The sequence below is a fragment of the Clostridium sp. UBA7339 genome (assembly GCF_002470865.1).
GTDB lineage: Bacteria > Bacillota > Clostridia > Clostridiales > Clostridiaceae > Clostridium_J > Clostridium_J sulfidigenes.
On sequence record NZ_DKPI01000014.1, the window covers coordinates 783,152 to 798,092 of the forward strand.

Here is a 14,941-nt window from a genome sequence, read left to right on the forward strand (position 1 = left end):
TTCAACCATCTTTTATCATAATATTATAGTAACATAACATTGTTACGCTTGTAAATAGTTTTTTTCAATTTTTATACAATTGTTGTCATAAATAAAAAGTATAAAACTTAAACAATAAGTTTTATACTTTTTACTTTTATCCTTATTCTCTTACTTAGTTATATATAAAAAAGTGGCTTTCGCAAAATATATTACTAATCTTAAAAATGTTGAGCTTGCCTTTTATATTATTGTTAGCGAATGCCATTTGCATAAGTAAGAATCTAAATCTTTGATTTAGTTATTCGAACTTAGTTCTTCTAACTTGTTAGAAGAACCTCCAAAACATTGACTACTTAGCATTTATGAATGGTAAAATCGTAAGCAATACAACCTGTTTGAGTGTATACGAGTTGTTGTATTGTAGATTTTACCTTGAATAAATGCTTTAGTAAATCAATATTCCGAAACGGCTGAGCGTTAATAATATATGGGCATGCTCAACATTTCTTTTAGATTAGCTAATTTTGCGAAAGCCACTTTTAGATAATAAGCTTATTTTACTACGTATGATGCTCCAATTTCTAAAGCTTTTCTATTGATTTCAAAGAATTTTTCTTTTCCGTGATCTCTTAGAGATTGAAGTAAAGTTTCCATAGAAACTATTTGTGTTTTTGCAACTAATGCTCCTAGAAGCACCATGTTTGCAATTTGTTTACTTCCAAGGTTATCAGCTTCTGTTTGAGCTGGTATTTTTATAACTTCAATATCTTCTCTTTCAACTGGTCTCTCAATTAAGTCACTATCTAATATTAATAGTCCACCTGGTAAAATTTCTTTTTCAAACTTATCAAGGGAAGGTCTATTCATAACAACTAGTGATGTAGGGTTAGTTACTATTGGAGAACCAACAGCTTCATCTGAAACAATAACAGAACAGTTTGCAGTACCTCCACGCATTTCTGGTCCATAAGAAGGTAACCATGAAACATTCATATTAACATCCATTCCAGCATAAGCTAAGAATTTACCCATTGATAATATTCCTTGTCCACCAAATCCAGCAAATATTATTTCTTGTGATGCCATATTATTTCCCCTCCTCAGTTGTTGTATCTTTTTTAACACCTAGAGTGTAGAATGGCATCATGTTATCTCTTAACCATCCAAGTGACTCTTGTGTTGATAATCCCCAGTTAGTTGGGCATATTGATAGAACCTCAACCATTGAGAAACCTTTTCCAGCAATGGCATTTTGGAAAGCTTTCTTAATAGCAGCTTTAGCTTTATTTACATGTGGTACATTATCTACTGATACTCTTTCTACATAGCAAGCACCATCTAATGTAGATATCATTTCAGAAACTCTTATTGGATGACCTTGAAGTTTAACATCTCTTCCATATGGAGAAGTTTCTGTAACTTGTCCTGGTAATGTTGTTGGAGCCATTTGTCCTCCTGTCATACCATAAATACAGTTATTTACGAAGATTGTAACTATGTTCTCTCCTCTTGTAGCTGCATGTACGATTTCTGCTGTTCCTATAGCTGCTAAGTCTCCATCTCCTTGATATGTGAATACAACTTTATCAGGATTAGATCTTTTTATTCCTGTAGCTACTGCTGGTGCTCTTCCATGTGCAGCTTCAAACATATCACATGCAAAGTAGTCATATGCCAGAACTGAACATCCAACTGGAGCTACACCTATTGTTTTATCTATAACATTTAATTCTTCAAGTACTTCCCCTACTAGTCTGTGGATTATTCCATGGGTACATCCTGGGCAGTAATGGGTAGGCACGTCTAATAATGCTTTTGTTGGTTGAAATACTATTGCCATTATTTAGCACCTCCTATGAATTTTTTAACATTTTCAAGGACTTCATTAGGGCTTGGAACCATTCCACCTGATCTTCCAAAGAAGAATACTGGTTTTCTTCCTTCAACAGAAAGTCTAACATCTTCTACCATTTGACCACAGCTAAGCTCTATTGATGCATAACCATGTTTAGTTTTGTCCACAGTTTTTTCAAAAGCTTCTACTGGGAAAGGCCATAATGTTATTGGTCTTATTAAACCTAATTTTATTCCTTCTTTTTCAGCTAATTTTATAACAGTCTTGCATATTCTTGAAGTTGTTCCGTATGCAACCATTATTAAATCTACTTCATTTTCACAATTGTATAATTCATATTTAGTTTCATTTTCTTTTATAGCTTTATATTTTGCTTGTAATTTCAGGTTATGAGCTTCAAGGCCTTCAGGTTTTAAGTATAAGGAGTTTATTACATTATGGTTAGCTCTTCCGTTTAATCCATTAGCAGCCCAAGTTTTTTCTGGAAGTTTTTTTTCACTTCTTTCTTTAAACTCTACTGGCTCCATCATTTGTCCAAGCATTCCATCTCCCATAACCATAACTGGAGTTCTGTACATATCAGCTACATCGAAAGCATCTTGTACTAAATCTACCATTTCTTGAATTGAACATGGTGCATATACTGGCATATTGAAATCTCCATGAGAACCACCTTTAGTAGCTTGGAAGTAGTCTGATTGAGCTGGTTGAATTCCACCAAGGCCTGGACCACCTCTAACTATATTAATGATAACACAAGGAAGTTCTGCACCTGCTATATAAGATATTCCTTCTGCTTTTAAGCTTATTCCAGGTGAACTTGAAGATGTCATACATCTTACTCCAGTTCCTGCTGCTCCATATACCATATTTATTGCAGCTATTTCACTTTCAGCTTGTAGAAAAACTCTACCTATTTTAGGCATTTTTCTTGAAAGATATGCTGATATTTCTGTTTGTGGTGTTATAGGGTATCCGAAGAAACATTGACAACCAGCTTGGATAGCTGCTTCACCTATGGCTTCATTACCCTTCATTAAAACTTTTTCTGACATGAATCTTTCCCCCCTATTATTTCTCCACTGTAATTACAAGATCTGGACACATTTTTCCACATGATGCACAACCAATGCACTTAGGCATATTTTCTTCTGTAACTGTAGCTGGATGATATCCTTTTACATTTAGTTCCTCAGAATAAGTTATGATTTGTTTTGGACATGCAATTATACATTGTCCACATCCCTTACATCTTTCTTCCCTAAAAGTTACCTTTGCCATAATACTTACCTCCTTATATAGAAAGTTTAGAATGTTTTATTTACTATATATTGTTTAAGACCTACATTTAAGCTGTAATACGTTTACATTTTATTGTCCCATATACCTAAGGATAATAGAATAAATACGTTTACATATATATAATTTATCACTTTTTAGTACAAGATGTCAACTTAGCACTTGATAATTAGTGCTAAATTGAATCTTTTCTCCATGGTGGCAACATATATATGTGAATTGGAAATATCTTTCCTGAAACTTTACCTTCCACTTCATCTACAAGTTCTTCAGAACACACAGTATATGCATGAGGAATATCTAATTCTTTAGAAATCTCTGCTATTTCCATATCCCCTTTAATTATATGTTCCTTTGTAGTTTCATATGATAAGTTTGTATTAGATACTAGATGAGTTACTTTTAATCTTGAAGCTCTTTCTATATCTCTAAGAAACTCTATAGTATCTTTGTCATTAGATGTAAATGGTCTATTACCATTTATCACAAAGTACATATCATAAGGTTCTTCTTTAAAATGTTTGTTATATTGACCAAGAGCTATTGCTCCTGAATCATCTCCTCCAATATCAAAAATTACCTCATAACTTTTATCGTTAAATACACTTCTAACTTCTGCTGGTACCACCATAAGTTCAGCATTAACATACTCAGGATTTGAAGAAATAACCTTTATATTATATTTTTCCTTAAGTTCCTGTGTAAGATCTCTAATACAAAAATATGGATTTACTATATCTAAATCTACAAGGGCTACTTTTTTCCCTTCTTTAGCTAACTTAATTGCATAATTTATTGCTATTTCTGTCTTTCCACTTCCAAAGTGACCTGTAAAAACCCTTATTCTACTCATATCTTCACCCTATTTATATTCCTTAGCAGCTTCTTGACCTGTTAATACTCTTAGTCCACCTTCTGCTAAGGCAAGTAATTCATCTTCACCTGGATAAACAACTACTTGTGATATAAATTCTACTCTTTCTTTAATGTATTCTACTATATATTTTCCGTATGCAATTCCACCAGTTAGTAATATTGCATCAACTTTTCCTTGTAATACTGTAGCACATCTTCCTATCTCTTTAGCTACTTGATATGCCATAGCATCAAATATTAATTTAGCTTCCTTATCTCCTTCTGCTACTCTGTCTCCCACAAGTTTAGCATCATTAGTTTGTAGATAACCTACTATTCCACCTTTACCATTTATCTTTTTCTTTATTTCATCCATGGTGTATTTTCCACTAAAGCAAAGTTTAACTAAATCTCCTACTGGAAGTCCTCCACTTCTTTCAGGTGAGAATGGTCCTTCTCCATCTAGTGCATTGTTTACATCTACAACTCTTCCTTGTTTATGAGCTCCTACTGATATTCCTCCACCCATATGAGCTACTATAAGGTTTAGCTCCTCGTAAGAAGTATTTGTTTCTTTAGCATATCTCTTTGCTACAGCCTTTTGATTTAAGGCATGGAATATACTCTTTCTATCAATTTTTGGCATACCAGATATTCTAGCCACATCTTCTAACTCATCAACCACAACTGGATCTACTATAAAAGATGGTACATTTATTTCTGTTGCTATTTCATGGGCTATTATTCCACCTAGGTTAGAGGCATGTTGTCCTAAAACTCCTTGTTTTAAATCCTTAATCATAGCATCATTTACACTATAAGTTCCACCTTCGATAGGTTTTAAGAGTCCACCTCTACCTACTACTCCTGATAATTCTTTTATATCGAAGCCTTTTTCTTTTAGTACTTGTAATATTACTTCTTTTCTAAATTCTAATTGGTCATATATTTCTTTGTATTTACCTATTTCTTCTGCTGAATGTCTTAAAGTTTCAACTAATATAGGATTTTCATCATCATATACACCTATCTTTGTTGATGTTGAACCTGGATTTATTATCAATTGTTTATGTCCCATTTTCTTCCTCCTTATTATCTTCCTGCTACTAATGATGCAAGGGCAATAGAATTCATTTTTGTCTCTGGTGAATCTGCCCTTGATGTTACTATAACTGGTGCTGCTGCTCCCATTAATAATCCACCATTCTTAGATTCTGTAGTATATGTTAAGCATTTATAAACAGCATTTCCTGCTTCTATATTGGCCATTAATAATATATCAGCTTCTCCCGCTACTGGACCTGATATTTTTTTATGTGCTGCAGCTTCTTTTGAAAGTGCATTGTCAAGAGCCAATGGTCCATCAATTATACAACCCTTAATTTGACCTCTCTCATTCATTTTGGAAAGGTTTGCAGCATCAAGTGTAGCTGGCATACTAGGGTTTACAACCTCAACTGCACAAATTGGCGCTACCTTTGGCATGTTATTTTCAAGAGCATGAGCTACTTGAACTGCATTTTTTATAATATCTATCTTTTCTTTAAGTTCTGGATACATATTAAAAGCTGCATCTGTTACGAATAATAATCTATCATAGCCAGGAACTTCGAATATTGCAATGTGTGACATCTGTTTTCCTGTTCTAAGTCCTACTTCTTTATTAAGTACTGCTCTTAAGAAAGTAGCTGTATCAACTAAGCCCTTCATCATCATATCTGCTCTACCTGAAGATACAAGTTTAACAGTTTCTATAGATGCCTTGTTTACATCTTTCTCATCTATAATTTCATACTCATCTATGTTCATTCCTATTGTTTCTGCAATTTTTACTATTTCTTCCTTATCTCCAACTAAGATAGCATCTGCAATGCCATTTTTTTTAGCATCTCTTATAGCTTCAAGCACTGGTTCATCTTGCGCTACTGCTACTGCTACTTTCTTCATTGATTGAGATTTAACCTTAGAAATTACCTCATCAAATGTTTTAATCATTATGATTCCCCCCAAATGTTAATCAAATTTAACTTCATCGTCATATATCTTTGGTGTTTCTTCACCATTTAATACCCTTAATGCTCCTTCTGCAAGGGCTAACATTTCATTTTCACCTGGTACAATTTCTACAGGTGCAATAAATTTTACATCTTCAGTAATCCAGTTAGTAACTCTTTTATTATAAGCTATTCCACCAGTTAAAATTATAGCATCAATGTTACCACATAGTGCAGTAGCCATTCCACCTATTTCTTTACTAAGTTGATATGCCATAGCTCTTAATATTAATTCTGCCTTTTTATCGCCTTCATCGATACGTCTATCAACTTCTCTTCCGTCATTAGTTCCAAGATAAGCTACTAATCCACCTTCTCTTGTAATTTTGTTTTTTAATTCTTGCATTGTATACTTATTGCTAAAGGCAAGCTTCACTAAATCTCCTACTGGAAGACCTCCTGTTCTTTCTGGTGAGAAAGGTCCATCTTCATTTGCATTGTTGCAATCAATTATTCTGCCACCTCTTACTGGTGATACAGTTATTCCTCCACCTATATGTGCTACTACGAAATTACTTTTCTCAAAATCTAAGTTTTTATCAGCACATACTTTTCTTACTACAGCTTTAATGTTTAAAGCATGCACAAGAGAACGCCTAGATATATCTTCCATGCCTGATATTCTTGTTACTTCGTCAACTTCATCAACAGCAACAGGATCTACTATATAAGATGGTATTCCTGCCTTCTCTGCAATTTCAAAGGCAATAACTCCACCTAAATTTGAAGCATGCTGTCCTTGAAACCCAACAATAAGGTCGTCTAACATCTTGTAAGTTATCTTATAAGTTCCTCCTGGCATAGGTCTTAAAAGTCCACCTCTACCTACTACAGCATGAAACTTTTCAAGTGAATAATCGTTTTCATTAAGCCAATTATATATGACTTCCGTTCTCATGTCCTTTTGTTGACATATATGAGAATACTTTTTCACTTCCTCTGCACTGTGAGATAAACTAGCTGAGGCTATACATTCCTCCCCCAAAAATACAGCTATTTTCGTAGATGTCGATCCTGGATTAATCACTAATACTTGCTTATCTTCCCTCATCACTATACCTCCACATAAATATTTATACTAGCTTTAATTTTTTTGCATTAGATTTAGAAGTATATAAAATTTATATATTTCTAAATCTTAGCAAAATTTATCCTAAAGGATAACAATCTCTAATGAGCAAAAGCTCTAAGAAATCTGTTTATCCTAATTCCTATCTTCACTTCTTGCTGCAAACTCATATCCCCGTAAAAGAAAAGAAGAATGGATAAAATAATCTTCTTAAATATTATATTATCAATGGATAATATAAATATCAAGTTTCTCTTTGTTTTATTTTGGTGAATATTCTGTGATAATCTGTTCTGCCACTCTAAGTCCATCTACTGCTGCTGATACAATTCCTCCTGCATATCCAGCACCTTCACCCGTTGGATACAATCCTCTAACATTAACACTTTCATAATTTTCATTTCTATTTATTTTTACAGGGGCAGAAGTCCTTGTTTCCATACCTGTTAATATTGCATCTTCTCCTGCATATCCTGGTATTTTCCTATCAAATACAGGTAATGCTTCTTTTATAGCATCTACAACAAAATTTGGTGCACAGCTTTTTAAATCTACAAATTCAGTTCCTGGAGTATATGTTGGTTTCACCCTTCCAAAATTCTTTGATACTTTGTCATTTAAAAAATCTTTTACAAGCTGAACAGGGGCGTTATAATTTCTTCCTCCAACTTCATAAGCTAAAGCTTCATAACGTCTTTGAAAAGCAATTCCCCCTAATGGGGTATTTCCTTCAAAATCACTAGGGTCTACTGATACTACTAAAGCAGAATTAGCATTTATCCCATCTCGCTTATAATTGCTCATACCATTTACTACTACAGTATTTTCTTCTGATGCTGAAGCCACTACCTGACCACCTGGACACATACAAAAACTGTATACAGATCTAGATAGTTTATTACTAGTATAGGTTAGTTTATAATCCGCAGCCCTTAGTTTTGGATGAGTTGCATATTTACCATATTGATTTTCATCTATCATATGCTGTAAATGTTCAACTCTAAAACCAACGGCAAAGGGTTTTGGTGATATAGAAACACCTTTTGAAAATAGTATTTCATAAGTATCTCTAGCACTATGACCTGTAGCAAGTATAAGATTATCACAAGGTATATGTTCACCTTCTACTACTATCTCAGAAATTTTACCATTTCTTATTGATATATCTTCAAGTTTAGATGAAAATCTTACTTCTCCACCATATTCCTTAATTTTTTCTCTTATATTTTTCACTACATTTTTTAATATATCCGTTCCGATATGAGGCTTCCCCATATATGTAATTTCTTCTGGTGCACCTGCTAAAACAAGTTTTTCTAGAACATATCCACATCTATGATCTTTAATTCTAGTTGTTAGCTTTCCATCTGAAAAAGTACCGGCTCCACCTTCTCCAAATTGAACATTACTTTCTGTATTAAGTATCCTATTATTCCAAAAGCCATCTATAGTTCTAGTTCTACTGTCTACATCTTCACCTCTCTCAATTATAAGAGGGTGATATCCCTTTTCAGCTAAAAGAAGTCCAGCAAATAGCCCTGCTGGTCCCATTCCTACTACTATAGGTCTACTCTCTAGCTTCTTTGTTCCAATTTCAAAATCTGCTTTATAATTATCTCCACCTAATTTAACATCATTACTATTTACTCTAGCTATTACTTTAGCTTCATTATCACATTCAATTTCTACAGCATAATTTATTTTTATTTCTGATTTTTTTCTAGCATCTATAGATTCCTTAGTAATTTTAAAGGATTTAAAATCACTTTCTTTTATTCTAAGTTTATTAGCCACCTTTGATTTTAAGGTGGCTAAACTATCTTCATTTATTCCTAAAACTAAATTATTTATCTTAACCGTCATTATTACCTGTCTCCTCTGTTTTGGCTTTTATGGTTATAGTTATATTTTCAGGTGTTTGGCTCTTAACTTGTACTGTATTTGGTACTCCTGCTAATTGTATCTTAACTTCATGGGAGCCTTCTGTTAAACTTTTCAAATCTACTGTAGCCTTAAGTTTATCTTCACTGATTTTACTTAGTTCACTCTCTTCTCCTGTAATAACTAACTTTAATGTTGGAGTTGAGTTTTCTAGTGTAAGTTTTTCTCCCAAATTAGTATAGTTTATTGGTATACTTAAAGTCTTTTCACTAATTTTCTTAACTGTAATTTTAACTTTTACAGTTTTCTCATTATTTACACTGTGTACACCTTCCGGCATTATTAGATTTGCATCTACCGTAGTGCTTTCAGTTATATTACTAATATTTATAGGTTCTGTATTAATGCTTTTTATGTTATCTATTATTTCACTTACACCAGCTACCTCTATACTCTTTGGTGCTGCTTCCGTACTTACTATAGTTACTCCTGGTACTGCCGTTCCAGCAGTCTGTATATTTATCCCCAAATATTTTCCTTTTTTCACCTGGATTTTCACCTGCACATATTCTGGATATATAGATAGTCCAGTAACTTCTCTTTCGTCTGAATCTACTAAAGTAACCTTACAGTTTTTATCTATATCAGTGCTTGCATTAGTTATATCTACTTGAGCTACTGCTCCTACCACTTGATCTAAATATCTTTGTGGCCCTGAAATTTTTACAGAATTAGGTGATATTACAGAATCATCATTATAATATCCTTTCGCTACTTCACCTACAATTCCAGATGTTACATTTACATATTTATCTGCTAAAGTATCCACATCTACTTTCATTAGAAGACCATCAGAGTTTACAACAGAAACTCCAGGAATTGCTTCTTTTACTTTAACTTGAACTTTATTTTCTCCCGGGGTTAGTGCATACCCTTGAAGGTCTGCTACTAGAGTGAACTCTTTTTTATCTAAATCTTTAATTGTAGATGCCGGAGCCTTTACTGTTAAATTTATATAAAAATCTTGATTTGGTATTAGTACTAAATCTCTATCTGCAAGAGTATCTTCATTTAGTATCTTTACCGGTACATATTTTATTACACTAGTAGTGACAGGGTCTTCGCTACTACGAATATACATCCACAATACTAGTGCTGCTATTACACAACAAATTCTTATTATGATGTCTTGTCTTTTTTGCTTATCCATAGCTTTACCCTCTCTTTAAATGATTCTTTTCTATTTTGTCTACTCTTCATTATTTTAAGTAGTACATTTCTCAGCTTATCTTTATCGTAATTTCTAAGTAATCTTCCATTTATAGCTAAAGAAATTACCCCTGTTTCTTCTGAAACTATAATAGTTATACAGTCTGCTACCTCTGTAACTCCTATTCCAGCCCTGTGCCTTGTGCCTAACTGTTTATTTAACTTATCATCATTTGTAAGGGGTAAAAAGCAACCTGATGCTACAACCTTATCATTCCTTATGATAGTGGCACCATCGTGAAGTGGAGTATTTACAACAAAAATATTTTGAAGAAGTGCTGAAGATACATCACCGTTTATTTTAGTTCCCGTGTTTATAATATCTCCAAGACCAGTCTTTTGTTCTATTATTATAAGTGCTCCAACTCTATCCTCAGCCAATACTTCCACAGCATCTACTATTTCATTAACCACACTCTTCATAACTTCTTCATCTTCATAAATTATTTTATCTACAAAAGAAGTTCTTCCAATATGTTCTAAAGCCTTTCTAATTTCAGGCTGAAATATAATTATAATAGAAATAACACTAATTGTTAAAGTATTCTCTAATATCCAATTTAGGGTTGTTAAGTTTAAAACATCACTTACTGGTATTAATAAAAATATAAGTACAATTCCTTTTAATAATTGTTCTGCTCTTGTCTCTTTTATTAATGTATAACCTTTATAAAATATAAAAGAAACTACAATAATGTCAATTAGAGAAAATATAGTCATTCCCTTAAAAATATTTATGAGTGCATTAAAGCTTTCCATATAGTCACCACCTAACGATAATACTATTTTAATTATACACCAATACTTCTATTTGTAATATAAATTTTAATTTTTAGACCAAAAATATTTTAATTAAATAAATGTTAATAACTACGAATATTTTAGTTTTAACTTTAATATAAAGAATTATAATATATTTTTTACAAATACAAAGGGGGATGCTGTAAGTGAGTGGAAAAAAAATTAAAATAGACAACATAGTAATGAAATATTTATGCTTTTTTATTATAGGTATAATTTTGTTTTTTATGAGTTATGGTTTTTTTAGTAAGTTTTCTTTTAACAAAGAAGAAAGATATATTTCTAACACTATGAAATCTATATGGAAGGTTAATAATAGCTGTAAAATCCTAATAGATAATAATATAGATGTTGAAAAAGCTCTTAGTGTTTTAACCAAAATGAAAGCTGACTTGATAGATATATCTATAGATTTAAATTCAAACCCTTCTGCTAAAGAAGTAATCTCACCAGAAAATTATGAAAATTTATCTAAGGGCCTAAATGAAAATATTCTCATTATAGAGCAACTTGAAGCAATGCTGAAAAATCCTAATGGAAGTGATATTCAGCTAGCAGTTAATAATTTAAAAGCCTTCAGAGATGCTACAGAAAACTATTATGACTTAATCAAGCTAAAAAAAGATTATAATTATGATTTAGGTGTTCCTATGTATTCAGTAATTGATTCAACTATAGACTATTGTATATCTTCTAATAATTTAAAGAAAATATCTGATTTAAAATCATCAGATATTACTAAATTTATTCATACTTTAAGAGAGCTAGTTATATCACTAGATAGCTTAAAATATAACTTCTATGAAGATGTCTTAAAATGTCGTAGTGGCAATATGACCTATGAACTTTTAATTTCTAATATAGATGATACTTCTAAAAAATTAGCTTCAGTACAAAACATTTTATCTCAAATGTCTATACCTGATGATTTTTCATCACTATATAAAGATTTTACGGAAGTTGTATCTTCATATAATGACTACTTATATGAAATTAAGTATGCTATTTTAACTGAAAAAGTTCGTAGAGATAGTAAGGATGTAAGAGAAGATTTTATGGACTCACTTTATGCTTCAAGTAATGAAGCCTATGATAAAATAGAAAAAATGTATAAAAATTTTACTAAGGAGTATAATAACCTAAATAGCAATTACTGAAAAAGGAGATGAATTATATGAAAAAATTCATTTTGATTCTTTTACTTTTCTGTAACATCATTATCGTATCTCCATATCACATAGATACCCTTAATAGAGTTAATCCTACTAGAATAGAAGTCTAATAACTTTAAAATAAAAATAGAGAGAATGGAGCTATAAAGTAGCCCATTCTCTCTATTTATGGTAGAACTATAAATAGGTTCTATTTTAATATAGCCTTTATCCTACTATTGTTATATTCTGATTTGCTAAATCTATTAGTAAGAATTTTAGCATATTTTTTTGACTTTTCTTTATCTATTCCCTCATTATTTATTGCTAGAGAGTAAAGACATTGTTCTATATATGAACCATTTTTTTCATACTTGTCTACATATATCTCATAATACTTATTTGCATTTTCTATATCTTCTAAACCTTCATAGGAACTGGCCATCATAAATAGTATATGTTCATTTAGATACATACCCTCACTATATTTATACACTAAGGTGAAGTTCTTTATCGCATTATCATATCTCTTATCTGCAATATAACTAACTCCGTTTTCATATAAGGACAATACTCCTTTTTCCTTTATTAAAGTTACTGCATTTTGAGCTATGTTCCTATCATTTATACTTAAACCTTCTATATCATATTTTTCTATGTATTTAATAATGTTTTCATAGTCTTTCGCTCTTACGTAGGATTTTAATGTACTTACATTAAAACTTTCATTTTCAATATTAGAACTCTCATTTTTTTCTATTTCTTTTTTAATTTCATCACTTTCTGATTCTTTATGAGAATTCCCCTCTATTTTTTCACTATTTCCTTGGAAATTGTCTAAATTTGTTTTATCCTTATTAATTGCTTCATTCTTTTTTTCTTGTTTGATTTGTAACCATTGATGAGTTTTGTTGTATCCTTTAAATATTCCAATGCCTATTAATAATACAATACACACTGCAACTATACTTGTTCCTAATACCACCATAAACTTCTTAAATTTTACCCTAGTCTCTTTGGGTATAAAATTTAATTCTATTAACTGCTTTTTTAAGCTTAAAGCTTCTGGATTATGTTTATCAATAGCTAAAATATCCTCTATATATTTAACAGCTTTATTATGCTGCCCTAATTGCATATGGCACTTAGCTATGTATTTCCAAAGATTTATACTGTTAAAATGGGAACTTTCACACTTTAGAAAACACCTTAAAGCATCTTTTACCTTAAATTCATTAAATAGATGTACACCTTGACTAAATATATATATATCCCCTTCATCATGTCTAGAATCATCTAAATACTTTTTAGATACCATATCTCCATTTAATTTATAGCTTAACTTCCAAAGAGTCTTTGCTTCTTCTAATTGTCCACGAATATAATATATTAGTCCCTTTAAATTCAATGTAGGAGAATGACTTCTATCTTTGTTTAATACCCTATCACAATAATTTAATGCTTTATCTAATCTTCCATCACAATAAAAATCCATTGCCTTTTTATAAGTCTTATTTATATTAACCATCACTTCACCACTTATATTTTATTTTATAACTTATTATATATTTTATAGTATCTATTCCTATATATCTTTTTACAACTAATTTTATCATGTTACTAGTTTTATTATCAATAACTATGAATAAGAAAAAAGGTATTGCAACCTTTAGTTGCAATACACTATCTTATTCTATTTCTATTACATCTCCAAGAATATAATTGTCAAAAGTTTTAGATTTGTCTTCTTTATCATTCATCATGTCATCTAAATAAAGAACATATTTTAATATTAAGCTATCATCTTTTCTTGTTATAGATACAAACCGCTCTTTATCCTTAGCCGTAGCTATAAGCATTTGTTCACCTGTGGTTACATCTACGATTATAATACGTTCACCATTAACTAATGTTCCATATCCTAAACCATGAACTATCATAAGATGAGTGTCATCATACCAACTTATTGATAGTGGTGTTTGCTGACTTTTTTTCTCTATTGCAGTATACTCATACATCTTATTTGTAGACGTATCTTTTACATAAAGTATACCTATTCCCTCTTCTATAGCCTTTTCTCCTTTACCTTCTATACTAGCTTCATATTTACCATCTTCTGTAGCTATAAATGGTGTATTAAAAGTTAACTCCTTAGACATAGTCACTTCCGCTTTACTATATAAGTCAACAATATTCACATTTACTGATTTCTTTATATCATCACTAGTCTTTTCTTCATTTGATGATGTCTCTGGAACGCTTTCTATAGGTTCGTTACTGTTGTTTTCTTCTGCAATTTCAGATTTAACTATATTTTCTTGCTTAGTAGAATTCTCTTCCTTTCCTGATGAGGCTGCTGAAAATATTTCTTTACCATCCATTAATTTCATAGCTACAGGAGTAACTATAACCCCTAATAAAAATGCAGCTGCAATAGCTAATGCTCCTTTGTATTTTCTTTTCATTCCTCTTCTCCCCCTTGTATATTTATTTTTATCTATACTCTCCATTATTTTTTCTGTAGAGTTTTTAAAGTTAATGTTTTCATAAGAAAAGGCCTCTTTAAAAGTTTTATATTCTAAAACTTCTTTGTCATAATCATCTTTACAACTTTGGCAGGTTAAAAGGTGACTCCTCATTTCTTCATCTGCTTCGGCTGACAAATTTTCTTCAATATATTCTGTTAACTTATCTTTGAACTGACTACATTTCATTGTGACTCCTC

At 31.4% G+C, this 14,941-nt stretch carries 14 protein-coding genes; 1 reads left to right on the forward strand and 13 read right to left on the reverse strand.

Going from position 1 to position 14,941, the window contains the following annotated elements; all coding sequences use genetic code 11:
• Positions 1-534 precede the first annotated feature (534 nt).
• The 11 genes from B2S02_RS17870 to cdaA form a co-directional block, all read right to left on the reverse strand.
• Complete coding sequence (locus tag B2S02_RS17870; RefSeq protein ID WP_346847776.1) at positions 535-1,068, reverse strand: 2-oxoacid:acceptor oxidoreductase family protein; 534 nt, start codon at positions 1,066-1,068, stop codon at positions 535-537.
• Position 1,069: 1 nt separating this feature from the next.
• Positions 1,070-1,822 (reverse strand): thiamine pyrophosphate-dependent enzyme, encoded by a 753-nt coding sequence (locus B2S02_RS17875; RefSeq protein WP_035133404.1) that lies wholly within the window; start codon positions 1,820-1,822, stop codon positions 1,070-1,072.
• A complete protein-coding gene (locus B2S02_RS17880) occupies positions 1,822-2,892 on the reverse strand; it encodes a 3-methyl-2-oxobutanoate dehydrogenase subunit VorB (protein WP_346921107.1) in 1,071 nt (356 codons plus the stop codon). The genes B2S02_RS17875 and B2S02_RS17880 overlap by 1 nt, the downstream gene beginning before the upstream one ends.
• Positions 2,893-2,908: 16 nt before the next feature.
• The gene (locus B2S02_RS17885; protein WP_035133400.1) at positions 2,909-3,118 is read right to left on the reverse strand and encodes a 4Fe-4S binding protein; all 210 of its coding nucleotides are present in this window, start codon (positions 3,116-3,118) and stop codon (positions 2,909-2,911) included.
• Between the two features lie 193 nt (positions 3,119-3,311).
• Positions 3,312-3,989, reverse strand: coding sequence for an ATP-binding protein (locus B2S02_RS17890; RefSeq protein ID WP_346847777.1), 678 nt, complete (start codon positions 3,987-3,989; stop codon positions 3,312-3,314).
• A 9-nt stretch (positions 3,990-3,998) separates the two neighbouring features.
• Positions 3,999-5,069, reverse strand: coding sequence for a butyrate kinase (gene buk / locus B2S02_RS17895; RefSeq protein ID WP_346921108.1), 1,071 nt, complete (start codon positions 5,067-5,069; stop codon positions 3,999-4,001).
• A 14-nt stretch (positions 5,070-5,083) separates the two neighbouring features.
• On the reverse strand, positions 5,084-5,986 hold the full coding sequence (gene ptb / locus B2S02_RS17900; RefSeq protein ID WP_346876696.1) for a phosphate butyryltransferase: 903 nt from the start codon (positions 5,984-5,986) through the stop codon (positions 5,084-5,086).
• A gap of 18 nt (positions 5,987-6,004) precedes the next feature.
• Positions 6,005-7,096 (reverse strand): butyrate kinase, encoded by a 1,092-nt coding sequence (buk, locus tag B2S02_RS17905; RefSeq protein WP_346847780.1) that lies wholly within the window; start codon positions 7,094-7,096, stop codon positions 6,005-6,007.
• Between the two features lie 279 nt (positions 7,097-7,375).
• Positions 7,376-8,977 (reverse strand): NAD(P)/FAD-dependent oxidoreductase, encoded by a 1,602-nt coding sequence (locus B2S02_RS17910; protein WP_346876697.1) that lies wholly within the window; start codon positions 8,975-8,977, stop codon positions 7,376-7,378.
• Positions 8,967-10,205 carry a CdaR family protein gene (locus tag B2S02_RS17915; RefSeq protein WP_346847782.1) on the reverse strand — a complete coding sequence of 413 codons (1,239 nt, stop codon included), beginning with the start codon at positions 10,203-10,205 and terminating at the stop codon, positions 8,967-8,969. Before B2S02_RS17915 ends, B2S02_RS17910 begins: the two co-directional genes overlap by 11 nt.
• Positions 10,175-11,023, reverse strand: coding sequence for a diadenylate cyclase CdaA (cdaA, locus tag B2S02_RS17920; RefSeq protein WP_035133386.1), 849 nt, complete (start codon positions 11,021-11,023; stop codon positions 10,175-10,177). The genes B2S02_RS17915 and cdaA overlap by 31 nt, the downstream gene beginning before the upstream one ends.
• Before the next feature lie 188 nt (positions 11,024-11,211).
• Between cdaA and B2S02_RS17925 the strand changes: the two genes are divergently transcribed.
• Complete coding sequence (locus B2S02_RS17925) at positions 11,212-12,222, forward strand: hypothetical protein (RefSeq protein WP_346876698.1); 1,011 nt, start codon at positions 11,212-11,214, stop codon at positions 12,220-12,222.
• Between the two features lie 205 nt (positions 12,223-12,427).
• Here the strand turns inward: B2S02_RS17925 and B2S02_RS17930 are convergent, their stop codons facing one another.
• Together B2S02_RS17930 and B2S02_RS17935 are read right to left on the reverse strand one after the other, a co-directional pair.
• Positions 12,428-13,744 (reverse strand): tetratricopeptide repeat protein, encoded by a 1,317-nt coding sequence (locus B2S02_RS17930; RefSeq protein ID WP_346921109.1) that lies wholly within the window; start codon positions 13,742-13,744, stop codon positions 12,428-12,430.
• Between the two features lie 160 nt (positions 13,745-13,904).
• Positions 13,905-14,930, reverse strand: coding sequence for a DUF4652 domain-containing protein (locus tag B2S02_RS17935; RefSeq protein WP_346921110.1), 1,026 nt, complete (start codon positions 14,928-14,930; stop codon positions 13,905-13,907).
• Between the last annotated feature and the right edge of the window lie 11 nt (positions 14,931-14,941).